General features: G+C 69.9%; 20 protein-coding genes and 2 pseudogenes. 14 read left to right on the top strand and 8 right to left on the bottom strand.

The window, feature by feature from the left end:
- Nucleotides 1-66 precede the first annotated feature (66 nt).
- From OG435_RS05015 to OG435_RS05000, 3 genes and pseudogenes are all read left to right on the top strand, one after another.
- Nucleotides 67-582 (top strand): STAS domain-containing protein, encoded by a 516-nt coding sequence (locus OG435_RS05015; protein ID WP_266875552.1) that lies wholly within the window; start codon nucleotides 67-69, stop codon nucleotides 580-582.
- 1,384 nt (nucleotides 583-1,966) lie between these two features.
- On the top strand, nucleotides 1,967-3,133 hold the full coding sequence (locus OG435_RS05005; protein ID WP_266881531.1) for a phospholipase D-like domain-containing protein: 1,167 nt from the start codon (nucleotides 1,967-1,969) through the stop codon (nucleotides 3,131-3,133).
- A 98-nt stretch (nucleotides 3,134-3,231) separates the two neighbouring features.
- A pseudogene (locus OG435_RS05000) lies at nucleotides 3,232-3,380 on the top strand (cold shock domain-containing protein).
- A 391-nt stretch (nucleotides 3,381-3,771) separates the two neighbouring features.
- Here OG435_RS05000 and OG435_RS50675 read toward each other — a convergent pair.
- A complete protein-coding gene (locus OG435_RS50675) occupies nucleotides 3,772-4,026 on the bottom strand; it encodes a helicase associated domain-containing protein (protein WP_430625575.1) in 255 nt (84 codons plus the stop codon).
- A 1,234-nt stretch (nucleotides 4,027-5,260) separates the two neighbouring features.
- On the opposite strand from OG435_RS50675, the gene OG435_RS04990 reads away from it, so the two are divergent.
- Nucleotides 5,261-5,764 (top strand): hypothetical protein, encoded by a 504-nt coding sequence (locus OG435_RS04990; protein WP_266875548.1) that lies wholly within the window; start codon nucleotides 5,261-5,263, stop codon nucleotides 5,762-5,764.
- 683 nt (nucleotides 5,765-6,447) lie between these two features.
- Here the strand turns inward: OG435_RS04990 and OG435_RS04985 are convergent.
- Nucleotides 6,448-7,080 carry a DUF389 domain-containing protein gene (locus OG435_RS04985; protein ID WP_266875547.1) on the bottom strand — a complete coding sequence of 211 codons (633 nt, stop codon included), beginning with the start codon at nucleotides 7,078-7,080 and terminating at the stop codon, nucleotides 6,448-6,450.
- A 152-nt stretch (nucleotides 7,081-7,232) separates the two neighbouring features.
- Nucleotides 7,233-7,430, bottom strand: coding sequence for a hypothetical protein (locus tag OG435_RS04980; protein WP_266875545.1), 198 nt, complete (start codon nucleotides 7,428-7,430; stop codon nucleotides 7,233-7,235).
- A 190-nt stretch (nucleotides 7,431-7,620) separates the two neighbouring features.
- Between OG435_RS04980 and OG435_RS04975 the strand changes: the two genes are divergently transcribed.
- Both OG435_RS04975 and OG435_RS04970 read left to right on the top strand, forming a co-directional pair.
- A complete protein-coding gene (locus OG435_RS04975) occupies nucleotides 7,621-7,857 on the top strand; it encodes a hypothetical protein (protein ID WP_266875544.1) in 237 nt (78 codons plus the stop codon).
- A 164-nt stretch (nucleotides 7,858-8,021) separates the two neighbouring features.
- Nucleotides 8,022-8,387 carry a hypothetical protein gene (locus tag OG435_RS04970; RefSeq protein WP_266875543.1) on the top strand — a complete coding sequence of 122 codons (366 nt, stop codon included), beginning with the start codon at nucleotides 8,022-8,024 and terminating at the stop codon, nucleotides 8,385-8,387.
- Between the two features lie 204 nt (nucleotides 8,388-8,591).
- On the opposite strand, the gene OG435_RS04965 is transcribed toward OG435_RS04970, so the two are convergent.
- Together OG435_RS04965 and OG435_RS04960 are read right to left on the bottom strand one after the other, a co-directional pair.
- Nucleotides 8,592-8,867 carry an isoamylase early set domain-containing protein gene (locus OG435_RS04965; RefSeq protein ID WP_266875542.1) on the bottom strand — a complete coding sequence of 92 codons (276 nt, stop codon included), beginning with the start codon at nucleotides 8,865-8,867 and terminating at the stop codon, nucleotides 8,592-8,594.
- Nucleotides 8,868-9,120: 253 nt separating this feature from the next.
- A complete protein-coding gene (locus OG435_RS04960; protein WP_266875540.1) occupies nucleotides 9,121-9,471 on the bottom strand; it encodes an STAS domain-containing protein in 351 nt (116 codons plus the stop codon).
- A gap of 126 nt (nucleotides 9,472-9,597) precedes the next feature.
- Here OG435_RS04960 and OG435_RS04955 point away from each other — a divergent pair.
- The 4 genes and pseudogenes from OG435_RS04955 to OG435_RS04940 form a co-directional block, all read left to right on the top strand.
- A pseudogene (locus tag OG435_RS04955) lies at nucleotides 9,598-10,422 on the top strand (IS30 family transposase); the annotation flags it as partial.
- A 664-nt stretch (nucleotides 10,423-11,086) separates the two neighbouring features.
- Entirely contained in the window at nucleotides 11,087-11,425 is a 339-nt protein-coding gene (locus OG435_RS04950) for a MerR family transcriptional regulator (RefSeq protein WP_266875536.1), read from the top strand.
- Nucleotides 11,426-12,061: 636 nt separating this feature from the next.
- Nucleotides 12,062-12,913 (top strand): IS5 family transposase, encoded by an 852-nt coding sequence (locus OG435_RS04945; protein ID WP_266875534.1) that lies wholly within the window; start codon nucleotides 12,062-12,064, stop codon nucleotides 12,911-12,913.
- A gap of 147 nt (nucleotides 12,914-13,060) precedes the next feature.
- Complete coding sequence (locus OG435_RS04940) at nucleotides 13,061-14,506, top strand: NF041680 family putative transposase (protein ID WP_266875532.1); 1,446 nt, start codon at nucleotides 13,061-13,063, stop codon at nucleotides 14,504-14,506.
- A gap of 9 nt (nucleotides 14,507-14,515) precedes the next feature.
- Here the strand turns inward: OG435_RS04940 and OG435_RS04935 are convergent, their stop codons facing one another.
- Nucleotides 14,516-14,677 carry an STAS domain-containing protein gene (locus OG435_RS04935; RefSeq protein WP_323187936.1) on the bottom strand — a complete coding sequence of 54 codons (162 nt, stop codon included), beginning with the start codon at nucleotides 14,675-14,677 and terminating at the stop codon, nucleotides 14,516-14,518.
- 471 nt (nucleotides 14,678-15,148) lie between these two features.
- Between OG435_RS04935 and OG435_RS04930 the strand changes: the two genes are divergently transcribed.
- Nucleotides 15,149-16,027: a D-alanyl-D-alanine carboxypeptidase family protein gene (locus OG435_RS04930; RefSeq protein WP_430625574.1), complete on the top strand. Its 879-nt coding sequence runs from the start codon at nucleotides 15,149-15,151 to the stop codon at nucleotides 16,025-16,027.
- 150 nt (nucleotides 16,028-16,177) lie between these two features.
- On the opposite strand, the gene OG435_RS04925 is transcribed toward OG435_RS04930, so the two are convergent.
- Entirely contained in the window at nucleotides 16,178-16,714 is a 537-nt protein-coding gene (locus OG435_RS04925) for a SixA phosphatase family protein (protein ID WP_266875530.1), read from the bottom strand.
- Nucleotides 16,715-16,856: 142 nt separating this feature from the next.
- On the opposite strand from OG435_RS04925, the gene OG435_RS04920 reads away from it, so the two are divergent.
- The 3 genes from OG435_RS04920 (at nucleotide 16,857) to OG435_RS04910 (ending at nucleotide 19,015) form a co-directional block, all read left to right on the top strand.
- Nucleotides 16,857-17,375, top strand: coding sequence for a MarR family winged helix-turn-helix transcriptional regulator (locus tag OG435_RS04920; protein ID WP_266875529.1), 519 nt, complete (start codon nucleotides 16,857-16,859; stop codon nucleotides 17,373-17,375).
- Nucleotides 17,376-17,533: 158 nt separating this feature from the next.
- Nucleotides 17,534-18,037: a hypothetical protein gene (locus tag OG435_RS04915; RefSeq protein WP_266875528.1), complete on the top strand. Its 504-nt coding sequence runs from the start codon at nucleotides 17,534-17,536 to the stop codon at nucleotides 18,035-18,037.
- 96 nt (nucleotides 18,038-18,133) lie between these two features.
- A complete protein-coding gene (locus tag OG435_RS04910) occupies nucleotides 18,134-19,015 on the top strand; it encodes an NmrA family NAD(P)-binding protein (protein ID WP_323187783.1) in 882 nt (293 codons plus the stop codon).
- A gap of 155 nt (nucleotides 19,016-19,170) precedes the next feature.
- Here the strand turns inward: OG435_RS04910 and OG435_RS04905 are convergent, their stop codons facing one another.
- Nucleotides 19,171-21,120, bottom strand: a complete 1,950-nt coding sequence (locus OG435_RS04905) for an RICIN domain-containing protein (RefSeq protein ID WP_266875526.1) — start codon at nucleotides 21,118-21,120, stop codon at nucleotides 19,171-19,173.
- Between the last annotated feature and the right edge of the window lie 74 nt (nucleotides 21,121-21,194).

The following is a 21,194-nucleotide window of genomic DNA, read 5'->3' as shown; positions in this document are numbered from 1 at the left end:
GGCCACCACCAGCCCCAACTCGGCACTCGGCGTTCGGGACAAGCGAAAAACAGCAGACGGGCACGCATGAGTGATGCAGAAACAGCAAAAGTAGTCGCAACCAGAATTGCTGCGTACCTCGCTGAGGTTCATCCAGACGACCCCAACCCAGACGATCTCGCCTGGGCCATCGTGCGCACACTGAACCAGGACGGGCTTCTCGCAGGCAGCGGCCCCCGGCCCGACACCGATGACAAAGCACCGGCAGCGCAGCAAGTCCTGGCGCTCCCGGACCGCAACGACGGGGCACGCGTCATTGTCTGCGCCGGCCAATTCGACCAGCGCACCCTGCGGGCCGTTCAAGATGCCGGCACCGCAGCCATCAACGCCCCGGACATTCAGCGCATCGTCTTGGACGTCAGCCGCGTCACCTTCGCGGACTCCTCCATGCTCAACGAGATGTTCCGCCTCCGCCGCAACAGCGATCTGGTCCTCGTCGGCCCCCTGCCCACATCCCTGGCGAGAGTCCTGGAACTCACTCAAGCCCGTGCCCTGTTCCACGTGACCGACACCATCGAATCGGCTCTCGTCTGGAGTGGGTGAGCTACTTCACCCGCTTGCAAGCCCCTGGGGAGGGCAGGCGGATGAGATGACCACGATGGGAGCGAGAGTGTACTGCGGCGACGACGGCCAGTGGGCCGGCCCGTCGCCCGGACGCGTGTACGTGAACCTGCTCGGCGGCCCCCTCGACGGTCAGCTCTACGACATCACCGACCGGTCCCCACAGGAACGTGCGGTAGGAGCACTCCTGATCACCGACCGAGGTCTCTTCGGCCCTGGCGGCCGAGCACTCTACAAACCCTCCAGGGCCAACCTTGGGGGCCCATTCCTCTGGGAATGCGACACCCCCTGACTCCTGGCGCTCCAGGCATTTGCTTGTGGGGCGTGCACATTGTGGCGTGCTGGGGCCCGCTCCCGCTCCGCCACCGCAACGGCCGCTGCTGCGCCACCCGCGCCCGCCCTGTCGGCGCGGCACCAGGGTCGGGGCGAGGTCCCAGCCGTTCGCATGGCCGAGGCCCACGACCCGTGGGCGTCGCCGACCGCTTCGGCGAACGTATCCGCGTCCGGGCCCGCCCCGGCCCGCGCCCGTACTCGCGTCTCCGGCCTCCGTACCGGCCCCGGAGGCGCTGGTGGTGTCCGAGGACGCGCGCCGCTACCGGGGACTGCTGCCTGGAGGCCTGGCTCTCCCCGCCCACCTCGACCTCGGCATACGGACAAGGCGTGGAGCAGCCCGGGGTCCGTCCCACCGTGCACGCCCGGATCGTCTCGACGGTCAAGGACGTCCTGGGCGAGCGTGACGGCGGCCTGCTGGTCGGATTCCGGCCGCCCGCATCAAGCAGATCGGCGAGAGCGACGGTCCCAAGGCCGTCGCCGTACACCCGGCCCGCCTCACTGTGAGGACTCTGGCAGATGGGTGCGCCCGGCGAGTTCGCCCGCCGCATGGGCCCGTCCACCCATCAGGGCCCCCGACGCACCCCTGGTGGCCCCAGGATCCCGGCGGCCGCTGCCCGCTCCCGGTCAACCCCGGCCACCGCCCCCGGTACCCCGGCCACCACCCCGGCACGGCGGCCGCCGTACCGGACGGGTCGGCTATGCCCGCGCTGCCGGCATTCCGCGTCCCGGGATCGATCCGGAGGAACCCGGGTGAGAGCGGGACGGAGCTCGAGCCAGGAAGGGACGGAGATGCCGTGCAATCGAACGTCGACGGATTGGCAGGCCGGTCGGTGTTGGTCTGGGTGCCGGCGGAGGCTGCAGCGGCCGCAGCCTGTGAGGCGCTGTCCGGGTAAAGTCAGGTCGCTGCTGGCCCGTGCCGGACCGGGTGCAGGGCGTCTGCCCATTCCCCCTCGCGTTCCGGCCAGGAGATCTGATGACCAGCACGCCGCCGTCGTCGACGGAGTCGGCCCCGCTCACTTCCCGTTCGCTTCGAATGCCGTCGGCCGAGATACGGGTCGCGCGGCTACGCCGGCGCCTGGAACGCCTGATAGGGATCGCGGCGACCGAGGGCAACGCGCTCACGCCTCTGCGGAACGGGGACGAGATCTTCGCCGCGATGCTCCGCGGTATCCGAGGTGCGCAGCACACGGTGGACATGATGACGTTCGTGTACTGGAAGGGCGACATCGCAAGAGACTTCGCCCGGGCACTTGCCGAGCGGGCCCGCGCCGGCGTGCGGGTCCGGCTGCTTCTCGACGGTTTCGGCAGCCGCCTGATCGAAAGGGAGCTGCTGGAGGAGATGGAGCGGGCCGGCGTCGTGGTGGCGTGGTTCCGCAAGCCGCTGTACCTCTCGCCGCTCAAGCAGAACCACCGCTGCCACCGCAAGGTCTTGGTCGTGGATGAGGAGACCGCGTTCACCGGCGGGGTCGGGATCGCCGAGGAGTGGTGCGGCAACGCGCGCAACGAGAACGAGTGGCGCGATACGCACGTCGAGGTCCGCGGACCCGCCGTCGACGGGATCGCCGCCGCGTTCGCGCAGAACTGGGCCGAGTGCCACGACGAACTCTTCGACGACCGGGACCGGTTCGTCGACCACCGGCCGCAGGGCGACGCGATCGTCCAGGTCGTGCGCGGCTCGGCCAGCTTCGGCTGGCAGGACATGCAGACGCTGATGCGCGTCATGCTGGAGTCCGCCGAGGAGCGCCTCCGCCTGGCCACGGCCTACTTTTCACCGGACCCGTACTTCATCGAGCTGCTCTGTGCCACCGCCCGGCGCGGGGTCGAGGTGGAGATCCTGCTTCCCGGCCCGCACACCGACAAGCGGGTCTGCCAGCTCGCCGGCCAGCACCACTACGCGGAGCTGGTCTCCTGCGGGGTGAAGATCTACCAGTACCAGCCGACGATGATGCACGCCAAGGTCATCACCGTCGACGGCGTCGCCGCACTGATCGGTTCCTCCAACTTCAACCGCCGCTCCCTCGATCACGACGAGGAGGTCATGCTCGCGGTGCTCGACGAGCGATTCACCGCTGTGCTCGACGGACACTTCGATGAGGACATTGCTGCGAGCGAGCTGATTCGAGAAGGCCGCTGGAAGAGGCGCCCGACCCTCCAGCGCGCCCGGGAGCTCGCTGTGCAGCCCATACGCCGCTTCCTATAGACCCCTCAATCGTGCACACCCTCAGGCCCGGCGCCGTGTCTACAACCCTAATCACCCGAGAAACGGACACCGGCGCACTTCAGGGCTTCGGCATCTCGATGAATGGGCACGGCGGCCCGGACATCGTCACCCACTCCCGGCGATTACCTCCTCGGGCTACCGCGAGCTCCAGGCGGGACAGGTAGTCACCTTCGACGTCATCCAGGGCCAGAAGGGACCCCAGGCCGAGAACCTCAACTCGGCCTGACCCCCTTTTCCGCTCTGCCCCGGGGTACCCCGAGTGCCCCGGGCGCAGCGGCCCCAACGGTCAGCCGTCCGCGAGGCCGGCGGCCACGATGACGCCTCCTGCAGCCATCGCATTCCGACCTTTGACAGCTGCTCGACGCGCTCGTGCCAGGGCGGCGCCGCCGCCGGCGCTGGTTGTCGATCCACATCCCGAGCTTGAGCGCCAGTTCCTGCTGGTCCCATCCGTGCCGGACCGAGGTGCCCCACCGGCCCAGATCCTCGCCCTGGCGCACCACTTCGCCCACCACAGTGGGAAGCACCTGGCCCGCGTCCAGGTGCTGGCGGACCAGGTGGAAGCACCGCTGCCACGTCACCGGCCACACCGGGCACCGGGACGGATCAATGTCTTCGAGCTACTCGCGGCGCTTCCGGGGCATCGCTCCGGCGGATGACTCCACGGGCAGGCCCTCGGCCCGCCGCTGCTCGATCTCCATGCCTTTGCGCGCGGCGGCCAGCCCTTCCTCCCACGCGACGTCGAAGTGCGACCAGGCCATCCCGAGCTTCTCCAGCTGGGTGACGCGGTCTTCGTCCATGTCGCCGCGGGCGTAGAAGCGGCGGGCGTCGGCGGTCCACTGCCCCAGCGGGAGTCCGCCAGCGCTACCGGCCACTCCGCCTTGTCCGCAGCTTCGGCGGCCGGGACGCGGAACGTGAACGGGACCTTGAGGCCGCCGTGCTCGCGGGCGTAGATGACGGCGGCTTCCACTCCGCGGCGCCAGTGTTCGTGTTCGGGGTTGCGGCCGGGTCGCGCGGCGTACTGAACTTCAGCAGGGCCTTGGCGGGGGCGCTGACGCCTCCGGAGCCTCTGCCGGTCCCGTTGCTCTTGCCGCTCGAAGGGGCCGTAGTCCACGAGCGGCTAGCGGCAGAGTAGGGCTTCACCGGCAGCTACCAGCGGCTGCGTACAGGTGAAGACGGTCCGCCTGGTGCACGAGAACGTGCACCCCTCGTTATGTCGGAGCACAGCTGGTCCGTGGCCCGAAGTCCTGGTTCTAAGGTCGCTGTCGAGATGGGCCTATCGGCCGATGTCCGCCCCGACCACCAAGGTGATCATGAGGGTTGTCCGCTCGAGCCGAGAGGAGCCGACGGGTTCGGCTCTGCTCAAGCCATCCGTGACCCACCCCATACCGCGCCTGTCCGGCCAACCCGCGCTGTCACGACCTAGGTGGGCGGTCACCAGCTCAGGCTCGCCCCGCCGTACCCAGGTGTAGACGGCAAGCCGCGCGGAGGCGTCGGCATGCCGCAGAACGCACCCGTCCACCAGCCCACGCGAGCGGGACTGCCGTACTTGGATCTGCCGGGGCTTCCCGTCCCCGTCAGCCAGGACCTCGACGACCTGACGCTCCGGGCCATCCCGGAACTGGTACACCCAGCACGTCCGCATGCGGACCATTGTTTCCAGCACTCCCGGCCGCGGGGCGCCCGACACCCTCGAGCCCGCGCCGGACCACCGCCCTGGGATCCGCCCGCGGCCAACGAACTGATGCCCCCGAGGGCCAGGGGCGCCCGGCCCTCGGTCACCAGGGGGACGAAGCACGTCAGGCTCTCCAGAAGTGCACCGGAGCCCGCCGTCAGGCCGAGGTCATTGGCGCCGGTCTGCGGATGATGCATGTCCGTCAGCGCAGGGCGATCAGGCAGCTGGCCCAGGGCCGCGACCAGGTGGCTGATCGCCACGGTGCGACCTGCACGAATCCTGTGCGCCCTCTTGTCCTGGTGGATGGGGGCTGGTGACCGTCCAAGCCGGCGGTCGGCCGCCCGGTCTTTGGATGATCACTCGGATGCTGTGCAGGAGGGGCGGCCCGCCGTGCTCGGCCGTTGACTGGGGGGGATGAGGATCAGGGAGGCGTGATGGCAGGCGTACGGATGAGGGCTCTCGCGGGCGTGGCGCTGGTGGCGGTCGCCATGGGTGTCGCCGGATGTTCGGACGGTGGCGGTGATCCGTCGACGGCTGTCTCGAAAGCCGCGTCCGCGGTGGAATCGGCGGGAGCGGCGGTTGAGTCGGCCGCGTCCGAAGCTTCCGATGCGGCTGCGTCCGCCGCGGCCGTGGCGAAGGACAAGCTCTCCGAGGTCAAGGACGGCGTCGATGCGAAGAACGAGGTGACTCTCGGCGCGCCCTCGGCGGATGGAGCGGGCCACGCCACCGTCCCGGTCTCGGTCCGCAACACTGATGGTTCGGCGAAGTCCTTCGCGGTCCAGGTGAACTTCAAGGACGAAGGCGGCAACCTGCTGGACACGGTGGTCGTGACGATCCCCGACGTAGCTCCCGACAGCACCGGTGAGGGCACCGCCCGCAGCAACCGCTCCCCGTCGGGCACGGTCAAGGCGGAGACGGGGACAGCGCTGCGCTACTGAGCCGGGCACCTGAATGACCGATGCCCCGGCCGCACCGTGCGCTGCGGCATTCGTTCTTCGCACATGCCCGCCTTCCGATCACGCTGCTGCCGATACGGCGTCGTCGACCGTGTAATGGGTTGCGTGCTTTCCGAGGTGGTGGGCGAAGGGGCGGCGTGTAAGTGCTTCTGCGTCATGGGCCGGTACGTGTGCCAGGTACGCCGAGCTGGCAGCCGGGGGTCAGCCCAGGATGACGGTGTGAGGGGTCGGCAACCGTCCAGCGCGTCGCCAACTGCGAGGCGGACTCGGTTGACGTTGCCGGAGAAGAGGCTTGAAGACCGTCCCCGCCACGTGACGGGCCCCGGCCGTCCGTTCCGCGGCCCGGTGGGGACCGGCCCCGGCCGTCCGTTCCGGGCCCGGTCGGCTGCGACCAGCCTCGCGTGTGCTGCAGGTGGTGGTGTCTGCCGGGCACCGGTGGGTCCGGCCGCCGACGAGGTGGAGTTCGAGGTCAGCGTCTGCCGTCCCGTTGCGGTCGAGAGCGGCACGCAGGGCAGCCGGGGCCGGCTGCGGCGGCAGACCAAGGACACCGACCACCACGATGCCGTTGCGGGCCTCCACCGACGCGATCTGCCAGCTCCTCTCGGCGGCCCACCGCTCGGCGACGGGCCGCGCGTTGGCGGCCAGAGCGCGATCGCGAGCGACGGTCACCGTGCCGGCGGTGAGCGGCACCGCGATGAGCAGGACGACCACCGCGACGGCACCAAGGGTCGCCCCCCCCGGAACTTCCCCACGGTCATGCCCGCTTCCTGCGCCCCGGTGAGGGCGCCGTAGGCCAGGAAGACGACGGTGCCGGTGGCAACGATGGCGGCCACGTTGGTCGCGAACAAGAGCGCGGACTGCCCGGCGTCGTGGTAGCGGTGGGCGGTGATCAGCAGACCGGTCACCGCGAGCGGCGGGACGAGGGAGATCGCGATCGCGACACCGGGCAGCGTGTCCGAGATATCCGTCCGCACCAGGGCGAACGCACCGACGGTACCGGTTGCCAGTGCGGCCAGGAGATCGATCAGGCGGGGGCTGATACGCGAGGACACCTGGCTGTTGGACGCGAACGCGTCGGGCGGGGAGACGACCCGCCCGAGCAGCATCCCGATCAGCACCACCGCCATGGCACCGCCGAGGACAAGGAGCGCGCTGCGGACCAGGTGCTCCCGGTCGGCCAGCACCAGGGCCAACGCGCTGCCGAGAATGGGTGTCATCAGCGGAGCGACGATCATCGCGCCGATCACCGTCGCCGTCGAGTCGCCCACGACACCGGCGCCGGCGATGACCGCCGCCAAAACCAGCAGGACTCAAACCGCGTCGAACTGCGGCTGCGCCACGCTCTCTCGACGAAAAGGGCATCGGTCATGCGCCGCGGTCGTGTCCACACCTGCCATGTCTCGCCGTCCTTCGGGGCTGGGGCGGTCTGCCGCGCGGACGGCCGGTTCGCCTACCCGGTGCGCGGACGAGGTGCCTGCGGTGCGGCGTCGGCCGCCTGATCAGTGGTGGTGTCAGGACTTCCCTCGTCGAGGGCCACGATGGCCTGCTCGACATCTTCCCTGAGGACGCACTCCAGGAGCAGCAGGTGCCTGTTGGGCTCCCCGACCGCGTCGCCAGGCGGGCGGCTGGCTCCGGCGGGAAGCTGCAACGTGAGTCCTTTGGCGGGTCAACGGGAACACCGACCTGGCTTCACCGGGAACCTCCCCCAGGGGTCGGCTGCACCCCGGTCGAGGTGGTCGCGGCGGAGACCTCGTCGGCCGGCCCCCTGCCGTGGCGTAGCGCGCACCGCATGGCCTATGGGGTTGTGTCCCCGAGTGGCGGTGGTCGTTGCTCAGGCCATGAAGAAGATCATCACTGCTGCAGCTCTCGTCCTTGCCTCCGTCGGCCTGGCCGCCCCGGCACACGCCGACAACGACTCGAACTTCCGTGGCGGCGTCAACGCCGCGAACAACTGGAACTTCACGGCCGCCGCGGGGTGTCTCCAGGAAACCGCCCTCGTACCCGTCATGGGGGACTGGACGGGTGACCACACCAACAACTGCTCCAACGGCAACGTGATCGACCACTCGAAGTAGCCCCGCAGCCGACATGCGTGCAGCGCGGGTGGGCGCTGCACGCTGCGCGGCGCTCTCTGCCGACTCGGGTGGGGAGCCCGGGCGGGCGAGGGCGTCTGTGACCGGGCGCCCGTTCGCGCCTGGGGCGGAGAGGTGGGTGTCGTGCCCACGGGCGTGGGGCGGACATGATCGTCGGCGAGGGTTTCGGCACCCTCGTGGCGGCGGCCGAGGGGTGTGATGTGGGGCCGACGAACGGCATGAGGGCGGCCGCCGGAGCGCGGGGTGCGGCCGACCGGTGGGGCATCCCCTGCGTGTACGCGTGCTACCACGTGCGCGGACTGCCTCCCCGGAAGGTCACTCCGCAGGCGAGCGGGCAGTCCGAGAAGGACGCGGTCGCCAAGGCGCACTGGCCTTCGCGCCACACGACTTCGGTCTGGGCGAGCGGGTCCCGGCACGGCCCGGGTGAGCTCCACCGGCCAGCCTGCCGGGACTGCGTCCGGCCCGGCTACATGGACGCCGCCTCCGACGGTGCACCGCCGGTACATCGGTGAGTGGGGGCTGCCAAGCATTGGTGGGCGCTGGTGGTGGACCAGGTCGAGCGTGAGGCGCTGCTGCGGTACGCGGCTGGCTGCCCGGACGGGCGCTGGCCTTCGACTGGGTGTCCTGGCCTTCGGCGTAGCGGTAACCGGCTTCGACGCGTGCGCCAGGAAGGCGACTTCACCAGCCGGGCTGGATCAGGCGTCAGGCCAGCCGCGTCAGGTGTGGATGCGGCTGTTGGTGCCGTCGTGGCTGTCGGCGGTGTCGTCGTTGAACCAGTAGTCGCCGGCGGCGAGGTAGCGGAAGGAGTGTGCGCTGTGGCGGGGCAGGCTGACGGTCGTGGCACGGGTGCCGTCGCCGCGGGATTCCAGCGGGTGGGCGGCGGGGTTCCAGTGGTTGAAGTCGCCGACCACGCTGACCGGCCCGTCGGGCGTGTGGTCGGGGAGGACGAAGGTGACCTGGGCACGGGTCCTCAGCTGCTTGCGTTCGAGCACGGGTGGACTCCAGCCGGTGGGGAACGGTTTCGCCTGTGCATCCTCGCGGGTCCCGGACCGGGCGCCGCGGTACGCGGCCGGGCGCAGGCGCGGAGGTCACCCGGCCGGACGGTGCCAGCCACGGGTTCTCTCGCCGGGCTGGGGGTCCCCGGCCCGGCCATGCGGCGGCCCGGTGGCTCCTTCGCCGGACGGCGACCGAGGAAGCAGCGTGCCGGTGCCCCCCCGGCGGGGCCTGCTTGATCCGGAGCCGGGGCTATTCGGGCTGGCCGGGGCGGGTGATGGGGAAGAGCTGGTGGGTGCCGGTGATCTCGAGGAGCTTGGTGACTTGCTGATTGGGGGCGTGGAGGCTGATGCGCCGACCGCGTTCCTCGGCGGTGAGGCGGGCCTGGAGGAGTGCGTTGAGCCCGGAGGAGTCGCAGAACGAGAGCTCGGTCAGGTCGATGACGACCTCGGGCGGGCAGTCGGTCTGGGTGATCAGCGTGCGCAGGGCCTCGGCGAGGAGCGGGGCCCGGTCGATGTCCATCTCACCGCCGACATGCACGATCACCTGCTGGTCATCCTTCTCCACCTCTACGGGCGGAATGCGGTTCTGCGCGTCTTCCATGCGCTCAGCGTAGAGGGTGCCGGCCAGGTTCAGGGTCCCGTCAGCATCGAATTCCTCCGCGCGAGGAAGTCAGATTCCTCATAGACGCGGTCGCGAAAATCTATGCTGGCTGGAGTAGACATTGGGTGGTGGTCGCACAACCAGGCCATCCTGCGCCGACGCCGCCCGAAAGAGGAGAAGTTCCAGACCAGCAACGAACTGCGTGCCTTCGTCAACGACAAGCTGGGGCAGCGCTGGTCACCGCAGCAGATCACCCGTCACCTCGCCCGCACCCATCCTGGCCAGACCGACATGAACGCCTGCCCGGAGACCATCTACCGCGCCCTCTACCTCGGACTCCTGGACAAGCGCACCGCCCGGCTGAGGACCCGGCGCTCCCGCCGCAAGAAGCAGCGCCGCGGCATACCGTCCAAGAACGCCATCCCGAACATGCGGCCGGTCCACACCCGCCCCCGCGAGGCAGAGGCCAGACAACGAGCAGGGCACTGGGAGGGCGACCTCATCGTCGGAAAGGCACAGGCCTCCGCGATCGGCACCCTGGTCGACCGTGCCACCCGCTACGTCCGGCTCATCCACCTGCCCCAAGGCTGGAAAGCTCCGCAGGTCCGCGACGCGCTCGTCGCCCAGACCGCCGCCTGGCCCGCCTCGCTGCGGCGCACGCTCACCTGGGACCAGGGCCGAGAGCTCTACCACCATGAGGAAATAGAGGACCTCACCGGATTCCGGATCTACTTCTGCGACCCCCACTCGCCCTGGCAGCGAGGCACCAACGAGAACACAAACGGACTGCTCCGCGAGTACTTCCCGAAAGGCACGAACCTCTACCACTACACCGCCCGCGACCTCGCGCAAGTCGAACGTGAGCTCAACGAGCGCCCCCGTCTGGTCCTCGGAGACCGAACACCGGCCGAGGCCATGAGACGCTGGTCAAGAGAACTCGCCTACTGCTGAGTCGCAACGATCAGTGGAAACCGCCAGCAGTACCGGGTAGTTGCAGTACGCAGTGCGGTGCGGTCGTGGAGTGTCGAAGCCGGAAGCTTGTGCAGGATGGCGACGGGACTGACGGCCGGACCATGTGGCCCGTAGTGATCAGGGGCCGCCGCGAGCAGTGCCGCAGTGGCAGTACCCAGCAGTGAAGTTCAGTGAGAGCGGTACCTCGGTGAAGGCGTCGGCTGCGGGCGCGCGCACCGGGAGGTCCGGCAGTGGGGTTCCAAGCCAGAGCAGACGCACGACGGGCAACGGGGCTGGCTGCCGGAGCGCGGCGCTAGAACAGGCCGTAGAGCAGTTCGCATCGCCAGCAGGACCCGTAGGTGCAGTACCGCAGTGAAAGCAGTACCCAGCAGTGAAGTGATCCCAGAGGGAAGAACGGAGGGGCCGAGCACCATCAGGATCGCCCGGACGGACAGTTGGGTCCGGGTACCGCAGGACATCGATAGTGAGGTGGTCTCCGGTCAAGCAACCGCGATCCCCGCGGCCCCGACAGCATTGCGTTCGGGCAGGCGGACACAGAAGGCCGGCGCACGATCAGGGCCGGCAGATGGTGTAGCAGTTCCTTCGGGGCCCTGGCGCTTATAGGCGCCAGGGCCCCTCCACGCGTTTCCACAGAGAGGCGCACATGACAGCAGAGAATCCGACCGGCCCCCTCGGCGGCCACCTGGACGACGACGACTTCCCCGCCTACACCATGGGCCGGGCCGCTGAGATGCTCGGCACCACCCAGGGCTTCCTCCGCGCCATCGGCGAAGCCCGCCTCATCACCCCACTGCGCTCCGCAGGCGGCCACCGCCGCTACTTCCGCTACCAACTGCGCATCGCCGCCCGCGCGCGGGAGCTCGTGGACCAGGGCACCCCGATCGAATCCGCGTGCCGGATCGTGATCCTGGAAGACCAGCTCGAGGAAGCCCAGCGCCTCAACGCCGAATACCGGCGTGCCGCAGAAGCGACCGACCGCTGACCGCCTCCACAGGCGACTGACTCCTGTGCTTGCCCGCTGGCGTCGGCGGGCAGGCGACGGGCGAAGGTCACGGCAGGTCGGGTCTGCTTGAGAAGAGAACGCCGAGCCGCCTCCGCCTCGCCGGCCGCACCACCCCACTACGCCCGAATGCGAGGCGCTCCCGGGGGTCTGTTGGCCCCAGGGTCTGGCCGTGCCCCGGGGCCTGGACTTCGGTGACCGGAGCGCGCCGTGGCGGAGCCCAAGGGCTGCTGCCTGGGCGCGGGCCCAAGACGGGATGCGAGCTGGTGAGGGCGCGCGCACCATGACGGTGGCATCACACGACCAGTGGGCGTGGGCATCGAGGGCCGCTCGACGATGACCAAACAGCAGCTCAAGAAACACCCTCGGCCACTGACCGCGGACGGGCCGGCCTGCAGTTGCGCGTGACTCGTACGCGCAGCAGAGAGGCAGGGTGCAGAGGAATCGGCGCTACCCAGTCAGGGCAGCAAGACGCCACTGCGCCGTTGTGGACCGGGCGGCTTAGACCGACCGGCAATAGGCAGCCTCTGTCGAGTGATCGAGCGCGGTGGATGCAGTGCGGGCACGGGTCCACGTGATCATGGAGTTCTCTACGCTCAGTGATCACGAAGGACGGCCGTGCCCGCGCTGCCATCTTGCCTGCTCGAACCCCTCTGGGACCAGTTCTCCGCCCTCCTGCCCGCCCGGCGAGAGTTCGCTGCGGACCACCCGCTGGGCTGCCACCGCCGCCGGATCGCTGACCGGACGGTCTTCGAGCACGTCGTGCTCGCGCTGGTCCACGGCTCAGGCTACGAGCGCATCTCCACCCCCGGATGCTCCGACCGCACCATCAGACGCCGCGTCAAGGAGTGGTCTGAACTGGGGATATCCGAGAAGGTCCACGCACTGGCTCTCGAGGCGCACGACCGGATGATCGGTCTCGGGCTGGGCGAGATCTCGGTGGACGGCTGCATCACCAAGGCCCCGTCCGGCGGTGAGAAGGCGGGACGCTCCCCGGTCGACCGGGGCAAGCAAGGACTGAAACGCTCGGTCGCCTCCGACGCCTGCGGTGTCCCGATCGGAATCGTCTCCGCCGGCGCGAACCGGCACGACTCACCCCTGCTGGGCCCCACCCTGGAGGCGGCGAAGGCACAGGTCGGCGCAATGCCGACGGCGGTCAACGTCAACCTCGACCGCGGCTACGACAGCACCACGTCCCGTGCGCTTATAGCCGAGTTGGGATTCACGGCCGAGATCGCGCGTAAGGGCGTGCCAGCCCCGATCCAAGCCGGCAAGCGCTGGGTGGTCGAGCGCACGCACTCGTGGATGAACGACTACGGCAAGCTGCGGCGCTGCACAGAGAAGAGCGGCAGCATCGTGGACTTCTACCTGTACCTGGCCGCCGCCCTCGTCACGCTCCGCATGCTCATCCGTCGAGCAACGAGCCGCTACCGCTGGGCCGACCGCCCCACCACCCGACGCCTCAAGTGATCCATTTGCCGGTCGGTCTTAGCTTGGCGTTTATCCTCGCTCGTCACCCGACCTGCTGATCTGCGGTGTTTCCCGGGACAGCGGAGGCGGCCGTTCTCCACGCTTCGAGATGTCGAGTAACAAAGCACCAGAGAACGGCCGCTGTGTATGAGTCTGTCTGCCGACGTGTCCGGACGCGAGGCATTGGAGGTGTTGTCCCGCTTTCGTGTCGAGTTCTACGACTGCCTGTATGCCCGGGCTGACGCGCTCTTCGAGCTCACCGACGCGGTGCTGTGTGCGGACGGGCCGGTGAACACCCTGGTCGAGCTGTCGCTGACGGCCGAACACCGGCGCGGACACGGCGCTCTGTACGCGGGGCTGGATCGCGGCTGGACCGAACCGTCGCGTCTGCGACGCGCTCTGGCCGGCCTACCGCTGCCGAAGACGGCCGACGGGCGGATCGTACTGGCTGTCGACGTGAGCAACTGGCTCCGCCCCGACGCTCCGACCAGCGACGACCGGCTGTTCTGCCACGTCTACGGACGTGGCGACCGCAAAACGGACCAGTTCATCCCGGGCTGGCCGTACTCCTTCGTCGCCGCCCTGGAAACAGGCCGCACCTCCTGGTGCCGTCTACTGGACGCCCTGCGGCTCGGACCCGCGGACGACGCGACACTCGTCACCGCCGCCCAGCTCCGCGAGGTCGTGGAACGCCTGGCCGACGCGGGACACTGGAAGCCGGGCGACCCCGAGATCCTGATCGTGATGGACGCCGGCTACGACGTCACCTACCTCTCCCACTCCCTGCAGGACCTGCCCGTCGTGCTGCTCGGACGACTGCGCTCGGACCGCGTCATGCTCCGCGACCCGGGCCCCGCCCGCTCCGGACCCAAGGGCGGACGACCCCGCCGGCACGGCGGCGTCCTTACCTTCGCAAAGCCCGACACATGGCACCAGCCCGACGTCACCACCGCCACGGACACCACCCGCTACGGCAAGGCAGAGACGATGGCCTGGAACCGGATGCATCCCCGGCTCACTCACCGCGGCCCCTGGCTGGAGCATGCGGAAGAGGAACTGCCTGTCCTGCACGGCACATTGATGCGACTGAAGGTGGAGTACCTGCCGGGCGACCGCGACCCGAAGCCGGTCTGGCTGTGGTGCTCCGCAACCTCGGCCGTGTCGGCCGACGTGGACCGGTGGTGGCAGTCGTTCCTCCGCCGCTTCGACCTGGAGCACACCTTCCGGCTGATGAAACAGACCCTCGGATGGACCGCACCGAAGATCCGCCGCGCCGACACCGCTGATCTGTGGACCTGGCTGATCATCGCCGCACATACCCAGCTCTGTCTCGCCCGGCCCCTCACCGAAGACCTCCGGCGGCCCTGGGAACGACGAACCGAACCTCGTCGCCTCACCCCCGCCCGGGTCCGGCGGGGGTTTCGCAACGTCCGTGCAACCGCGGCCCGCCCTGCAGCCGCACCGAAACCATCCCGACCCGGCCCCGGACGACCCCTGGGCACGAAGAACAAGCACCGAGCCGAGCACCACAACGTCGGCAAGACCGTCAAACGAGCCGAATCAATCAAGGAACACCAAGCCCGCAGAGGATAAATGCCAAGCTTAGGGGGTGAGGGTGAAGAGGTCGCGTGCTGCGGTGATGTCCAGGAGGCGCAGGGTTTGGTCGGGAAGTCCGCGCAGTTCCAGCGTGCCTTGTGCGGCCTCCGTGCGGTTGCGGAGGGTGAGGCCGCTGGAGTCCATGAAGGTGACGGCCGACAGGTCCAGGACGAGCGTGCGGTCGTCCGTCGAGGGTCGCGGTGATGTGCGGGCAGGTGTCCATGTCGATCGCGCCGGTGATGGTCAGGACGGTGCGGGGCCCTGTGGACGTTGCCGAGGGGATGTTCGGGGTGGGGTGCATGGTCGTCGGATCCGCCTTCGGATCGGAGCCCATTACGGTCGGCTCCCGGATTCGGGCGGAGAAGGCAGTCAAGCGCGCGGCCGCCTTGGGCCGCGCAAAGCCGAGCGAGACCACCCGTACCGTCCACCCGAGGCTGGACCCCGGGCGGTGCGGGGTCTCCCACCAGACCAGGCTGGTTGTGCCTTGAGCGTGTCGTGCCCCCGCCGCGAAGGCCAGACAGGACCCGGCCATGTGCTCTCACCAGGGGCGGGGCCGCGCCTGGGCCTGGGGCCGCGGCCCTACCAGGGAGCGTGGGCGCAGATGGTCTTTCCGCCGTCGGGTGTGGGTTCGGTGTGGGTGTGGGTGGTGAGGCGGTCGATGAGGTGCCACCCGTAGCCTCCGTGACCTCCCCGGCCGTGTCGATGGACCTGCCGTGGCCGACGGAAGGCCAGGCGAGCGCGGAGGTCGAGGGGATCGGCAGCCTCGGCACCAAGGGAGAGCAGACGCCGGTACCGATCGCCAGCGTCACCAAGGTCATGACCGCCTACGTGATCCTCGCCGGCCACCCGATGCCAGGCGGCGCACCCGGCGCAACGGTGATCGCCGACCAGCAGGCGGCCGACGAGTCCTACTCCTCGGTCGAGTCGACCGCCCCCGTCGTCGCGGGGCGCGAATACACCCAGCGCCAGCTCCTGGAACTCTTGATGCTGCCCTCCGGCAACAACGTCGCCAGGCTCCTGGCCCGCTGGGACGCGGGCGGCCAGGAGGAGTTCGCCCGGAAGATGAACAAGGCCGCCGCGGCACTCGGCATGGACCGCACCACCTACACCGGGGCCTCCGGCATCGAGTCCAACACGACGAGCACGGCAGCCGATCAGCTGAAGCTGGCCCGCGCCGTCATGAAGAACGAGGCCTTCCGCCAGATCGTGGCCACGCCCGCCGTCACGGCCCCCGGCGTCGGCGTGCGGATACACAACAGCAACAAGCTCCTCGGGCAGGACGGGGTCATCGGGTTGAAGACCGGCTCCTCCACCCCGGCCGGCGGCAACCTCATGTGGGCCGCCACCCAGGAGGTGGCGGGCGTCCCCCGCCTCATCCTCGGCGTCGTCCTCCACCAGCGGGCCGACACCAACCCCACCGCCGGCATGGCCGCCGCCTTCGACTCCAGCCGCACCCTGATCACCGCCATCCGCGCCGCCCTCCCACAGGCCCTCGCCGCACAGGTTCCGCAGGCCTGACCTGACCTGGCGCAGCCGCATCCGCCCGCGCTGCGGGCGGCGAACAGGGCACGGGGGAGGGCCGACGATCCGCCGTATTCCGGAGGGAGCCTTCGGATCGGCTGCGTCGGGGGCCATGTGAACCACTTCCGGATGCGCCTGTGGCGTACGTCAGCGGGCGGCGCCCCGGGGGACGGCGAAGTCGGTCAGCCGGGCCGAGCCCGGCGCGAGCTCCTGCCAGGAAGCGGGGCAGGAGAGCACCGCGATCGCGGACGTCGGAAACTTCCGGGACAGGCGTTCGATCGGTTCGGCCTCCGCGGCGGCCACGGCCTTCCGGGCGAGGCTGACGGCCAGCTCCTCCAGGCCCGGGTTGTGGCCGACGAGCAGCAGCGTCTTCACCTCATCCGACACTTCGGACACCACCTCCAGCAGCTCCTCCGGCTCGGCGGCGTAGACCCGTTCGTCGAAACGCGCCGGGACCTCGGCGCCCAGTTGCCCGGCCGCCAACGCCCAGGTCTCTCGGGCCCGCCGGGCGGTGGAGCAGATCACCAGTGTCGGCAAGCAGCCTGCGTCGCGCAGCCAGCGGCCCGCCGCGGGTGCGTCCCGCAGACCGCGCGGACCCAGTGGCCGCTCGTGGTCCGCGACGCCCGGCCGGGCGGATTTGGAGTGGCGCAGCAGCACCAGGCGGCCGGCGGATCCCGCGCTCATCGCCTCAGCCTCATGCCCTCACCTTCGCACGGTCCACGGTCCACGGGGCCGGGCGGGCCGACGAGGTCGCGGGAAGGGGCAGCTGCTCGGCCCAGCTCGGAATCCCTTGACAGGCCAAGTAGTTAGCCGCCATATTATCTGCATGACGAGCGACGGCATCGACGGTGAGGCGCCTACGCTCGACCAGGCCAGGAGGCAGGTCGAGCAGTACGGCCTGGAGGTCGATCCCCAGGCGGTGCTGGTCGCGGTGCGGCTGATCTCGGCGGGTGCGCGGGTGGGCAGGATGACCGAGGTGCACTTCGCCCGCTTCGGCCTGTCGACGGGGCGCTACCGAGTGCTCGCCGACCTCGAAGACCACGGTGGGGAAAAGTCTCCGTCGCGCCTTGCCGCCGACCTCGGTGTCTCCAGGGCCACGGTCACCGGCCTGCTGGACGGCCTCGAGCGGGAAGGTCTGATCGCGCGCCGGCCCTCCGTGGAGGATGGCCGTGGCACGGTGGCCATCCTGACCGCGCGTGGTGCGCAGCTCCTGCGCGACATGGCGCCGGAGCACTTCAGGCGGCTCGAGGTGATGGTGGGCGGGCTTTCCGTCGAGGAGCGCGCGGTGTTCCTTGAGCTGCTCGCCCGAGTGGTCCGCGGCAGCGCGGCCCTGGTCGCCGACTGACCGCGTTCTCCGCTGTTCTGGCCCCGCCCTTCGGCGGGTCCTTTTTTGGCCCAGTAGTTAGCTGCCTAATTACATGAAGGCAGGGTGGGTCTGCCGCCCCGCCCCCGCTCCTCGCCGCGACCCTTCGCTTCCCTCGCACGTACGAGAAAGAGGCCACCATGCCCGTAACGACGGACAGGACCAGCCGCAACCGAGCAGCCTCCCGGGCGTCCCGGCCGTTCACCCTGTGGCGTGAAGTGCTGACCGCCTACGCCGCCCCCGCACTGATGGCCGGCACCGCCGGTCTCGTCAACGGGCAGCGGGACCTGGCCGTGGCCGCCTGCACCTCCATCGCCGGCACCTCTGCCGTGGTGGCGTTCCTGGTCGGCGCCTGGCTGCGGCGAGGCGGGCGGCCCCGACGCTGGACCGTCACCACCCCGCGCTTCGCCCTGACCGCCGCACTCGTCACCACCACCGCCGGCGCGGCGGCCCTGCTGGGATGGTTCGCGGCCCCATGGGTACCCGTCCACATCCCATGGGTACCCGTCCACACCCCGGTCTCCGTCAACCCCTGGCTGGAGCGCCTGCGCATCGACCTGCCCGTCTCCGCGGCCCTCGCCACGACCATCGTCACCCTCCGCTGGCGCGCCGCCACCCCGGCACTCCCGGGCTCCTCGGCGTAACCCGTCCCGCCACCGGGCCCACCCGCCCGACGGGCCCGGGCCTGACCGAAGCCACCAAGGAACGAACAAAGGAATGAGTACTCGATGATCGTTGTCATGGGAGCGACCGGTGCCACCGGGAACGCCCTGCTCCACAGTCTCCTCGCCCTCGGCGCACCCGTCCGCGCGCTGACCCGTACTCCGCACATCCCGATCCCCTGCGCAACCGGCTTACACCCGCGGCCCGTTGAGGTCCAGTACGCCGACGCCTCCGACCCCGGGTCCCTGCGCGCCGCGTTCGAGGGCGCCGGCCAGCTCTTCCTCACCATGGCCAACGGCCCCGCGCAGGTCGCGCTCGAAACCCGCGCCATCGATATCGCCGTCCGGGCCGGCATCGGACACATCGTCAAGGTCTCCGCACCCGCCGCCGAACCCGACTCCCCGGTCGCCGTCTCGCGCGGACACCACGCCGTCGAGGAACACCTGCGCGCCTGCGGTCTCACCCACACCGTTCTGCGCCCCTACGCGTTCATGCAGAACCTTCTGCGCCTGGCTCCCGCCGTCGCCCAGGGAGTCATCCTCGGCACGATGGGCGACTCGCCCTGCAACTTCATCGACTGCCGCGACATAGGCGACGTCGCCGCCGCCGCCCTCACCAGGCCCGGCATCGCCGGCGGCACCTACACCCTGACCGGACCCGAAGCCGTCGCGTACCCCGAACTCGCCGCACGACTGACCACTCTGACGGGCCGTGCGGTCCGCTACGTCAACCTCGCGCCGGGCGACCTGCGCGACAGCCTCATCCGCAACGCCCACTTGCCCGACTGGCTCGCCGACCACGTGACCGAGATCCAGCAACTCGCCGTCACCCGGCCCGAGAGCCCGACCACCACGGTCGCCGAACTCCTCGGCCGCCCTCCCCGCACCCTCGACGCCTTCCTGCGGGAACACCACGCACACTTCCGCCCCACGGATCCTTGGGCGGAGCGGCAGGAGTGAGGGTTCCTCCACCTTTACGCTCACGATCGCGGACCCGCCGCGAACACGCGCGGCGGCCTGCCGAGGTCTGTGGCTTTGGCGGTTTGGAACACGCTCAGCTGTGGATGGAACTCGGCTGGACCACCCATGTGGTCATGCCGGGCGCTCCAGAGAGGTCAGCTGAGGGTGAAGGTCCAGTTCTGGGTGGCCGCAGCGGAGTTGGGCTGCTGGGTGAGCCGGGCGCCGTCGGTGCCGTCCGCGGCGGTGACCAGCAGGCCGCTGCGGACGGAGGCCAGGGTGTGGCTGCCCCCGGGTGTCGGGGTGATCCGCCAGCGCTGGTTGTCGTTGCCGGTGCAGGTCCACTGGATGACGGCTGCTCCGGCGCTGGTGGAGCTGGCGTTGACGTCCAGGCACAGTCCGGATTGGACGTTGCGGGCCGTCCAACTGCCGTCCGCATTGGCGGCGAAGGTCCAGCGCTGGTTGTTGCCGCCGTGCCAGGTCCACTGGATCAGCTGGGTACCACCGGTGCCGACCGCCCCGGGTACGTCCACCACCTGAGCGGTTCCGGTGCGTCCGATCCGGTAGGTGGCACCGGAGTTGACCGGCCCGGCGCAGGTGACGCCCGGGCCCTCGGCCGCGCCGATCGCCGGTGCGCCGGCTGCGGGGACCGGGGTGCCGAAGTAGTCGTACCCACCGTTACCGGGGATCACCGCCCCGGCAGCCAGCGCCGGCGAACCGGCGCAGAGCCGGTACCCGTCGGCGTGCGCGCGGTCGGTGGCGGTGCCGGCGGCACGCAGGAGCGGGTCGGTGGTGGCGCCGGCGCCGACGGGGGCGCCGGTGATGTTGACCAGCTGGTTGTGGTCGAGCTGGTAGCCACCGCCGCGCAGGGTCATCGAGGCAGTGCCCGAACCGGCCTTCACCACGGCGTTGTTGCGGAATCTGACGTGCCGGGTGGTGGTGCTGTTCTCCTGGATCACGGACTGGCTGACACCCGGGCCGATGTAGATCGTGTTGTTGTGGACGTCGGCGGACTCGATCGGGCCCGAGCAGTTCTCGATGCCGCGGTATGCGTCGTTCTGGCTGATGTTGTAGCGCACCACGGCCCCGCGCAGGATGCCGTTGGCGTTGCACAGCAGGAAGAAGCCGCCCGCGTTGTCGTGGCTGTAGTTGTACTGGAAGACGGTGCCGACGCTGCCCTGGTCGATGTCGTACGCCATGCCGTCCCGGGTGGAGACGCCGCCGCTCGCCTCGTTGTACTGGAAGAGGGCGTTGTCGGAGTCGTAGGCCCAGATGCCCGCGTTGTAGCCGGCCGAGCGTCGCTGGAAGCCCTGCACGGTGTTGTGCTCGACCAGCACCCCCGCGGTGTTGCCCGCCACGATGCCGTCGCCGCCGAGGTCGCTCAGCCGGTTGCCGCTGACCGTCACGCCGGTCCAGGGCAGGAACGTGCCGGCGCTGGGTGTCTCGAAGCCGGAGCGGTTCCAAGTGGAGACGAAGAAGATCCCCTCCCGGTCCACGGTGCGGATGCTGTTGCCGCGGATCGCCACGTCGTCGAACCGGGTCTGTACGGCGGTGCCGCCGACGGTCAGGTAGATGCCGCCGCTGCCGCCGAGGTCCTTGGTGTCGTCGCCGTTGACATCGTGGATGTCGAGGTTCTCCAGCACGAAGTGGCTCGCGGTTCCGTAGTCGCTCAGTTCGATCGAAACGGCGCGGCGATTCCCCTTGCTCGCTCCGGAGTTGGTGATCTCCAGGTTGCGGATCTCCCACTGTTGCTGGTTGCGCAGCACCACCGCGCGTGGGGCGCCGGCACCCGCGACCAGCGGGGCCGCACCGCTGCCGTATGCGTCGACGGCTATGGGGCGGCCGGGGACGCCGGAGCCCTGCGGGGCGAGGGTCCCGGTGCAGGCCGTCCCCCTCTTGAGCAGAATGCGGTCACCCGGCGAGAAGGCGGTGGCGCTCACCTTGGCGAGCGAGCGCCACGCGGAGGCGGGTGAGGTGCCGGCCGCGGCGTCGCTGCCTGAGGCGCAGTCGAGGTAGAAGGTGGCGTCCGCGGCCTGGGCGGGCGCGGCGATGCCAAGGGAGCAAGTGAGGGAGCACAGGGCGGCGATGAGGGCGGGGCGGATGCGCATAGCGTCCTCCGGCAGGTGGCGAATTGCGCACAAGTGCAACGCAGCTCACCTGCCGTGTCAATATGTGATTGAAA

It is taken from the genome of Streptomyces sp. NBC_01264 (genome assembly GCF_026340675.1).
Lineage (GTDB): Bacteria > Actinomycetota > Actinomycetes > Streptomycetales > Streptomycetaceae > Streptomyces.
Note: the sequence above shows the minus strand (reverse complement) of the source record. Positions and strands in the feature narration are given on the sequence as shown.

Excerpts from the sequence above, each read along its gene's own strand:
- OG435_RS04925 (WP_266875530.1), bottom strand. The coding sequence starts at position 16,714 with ATGAGCGCGGGATCCGCCGGCCGCCTGGTGCTGCTGCGCCACTCCAAA.
- OG435_RS04990 (WP_266875548.1), top strand. The coding sequence starts at position 5,261 with ATGGCAGGCGTACGGATGAGGGCTCTCGCGGGCGTGGCGCTGGTGGCG.
- OG435_RS05015 (WP_266875552.1), top strand. The coding sequence starts at position 67 with ATGAGTGATGCAGAAACAGCAAAAGTAGTCGCAACCAGAATTGCTGCG.
- OG435_RS05005 (WP_266881531.1), top strand. The coding sequence starts at position 1,967 with ATGCCGTCGGCCGAGATACGGGTCGCGCGGCTACGCCGGCGCCTGGAA.
- OG435_RS04975 (WP_266875544.1), top strand. The coding sequence starts at position 7,621 with ATGAAGAAGATCATCACTGCTGCAGCTCTCGTCCTTGCCTCCGTCGGC.
- OG435_RS04905 (WP_266875526.1), bottom strand. The coding sequence starts at position 21,120 with ATGCGCATCCGCCCCGCCCTCATCGCCGCCCTGTGCTCCCTCACTTGC.
- OG435_RS04970 (WP_266875543.1), top strand. The coding sequence starts at position 8,022 with ATGATCGTCGGCGAGGGTTTCGGCACCCTCGTGGCGGCGGCCGAGGGG.
- OG435_RS04915 (WP_266875528.1), top strand. The coding sequence starts at position 17,534 with ATGCCCGTAACGACGGACAGGACCAGCCGCAACCGAGCAGCCTCCCGG.
- OG435_RS04960 (WP_266875540.1), bottom strand. The coding sequence starts at position 9,471 with ATGGAAGACGCGCAGAACCGCATTCCGCCCGTAGAGGTGGAGAAGGAT.
- OG435_RS04920 (WP_266875529.1), top strand. The coding sequence starts at position 16,857 with ATGACGAGCGACGGCATCGACGGTGAGGCGCCTACGCTCGACCAGGCC.
- OG435_RS04910 (WP_323187783.1), top strand. The coding sequence starts at position 18,134 with ATGGGAGCGACCGGTGCCACCGGGAACGCCCTGCTCCACAGTCTCCTC.
- OG435_RS04940 (WP_266875532.1), top strand. The coding sequence starts at position 13,061 with ATGAGTCTGTCTGCCGACGTGTCCGGACGCGAGGCATTGGAGGTGTTG.
- OG435_RS04950 (WP_266875536.1), top strand. The coding sequence starts at position 11,087 with ATGACAGCAGAGAATCCGACCGGCCCCCTCGGCGGCCACCTGGACGAC.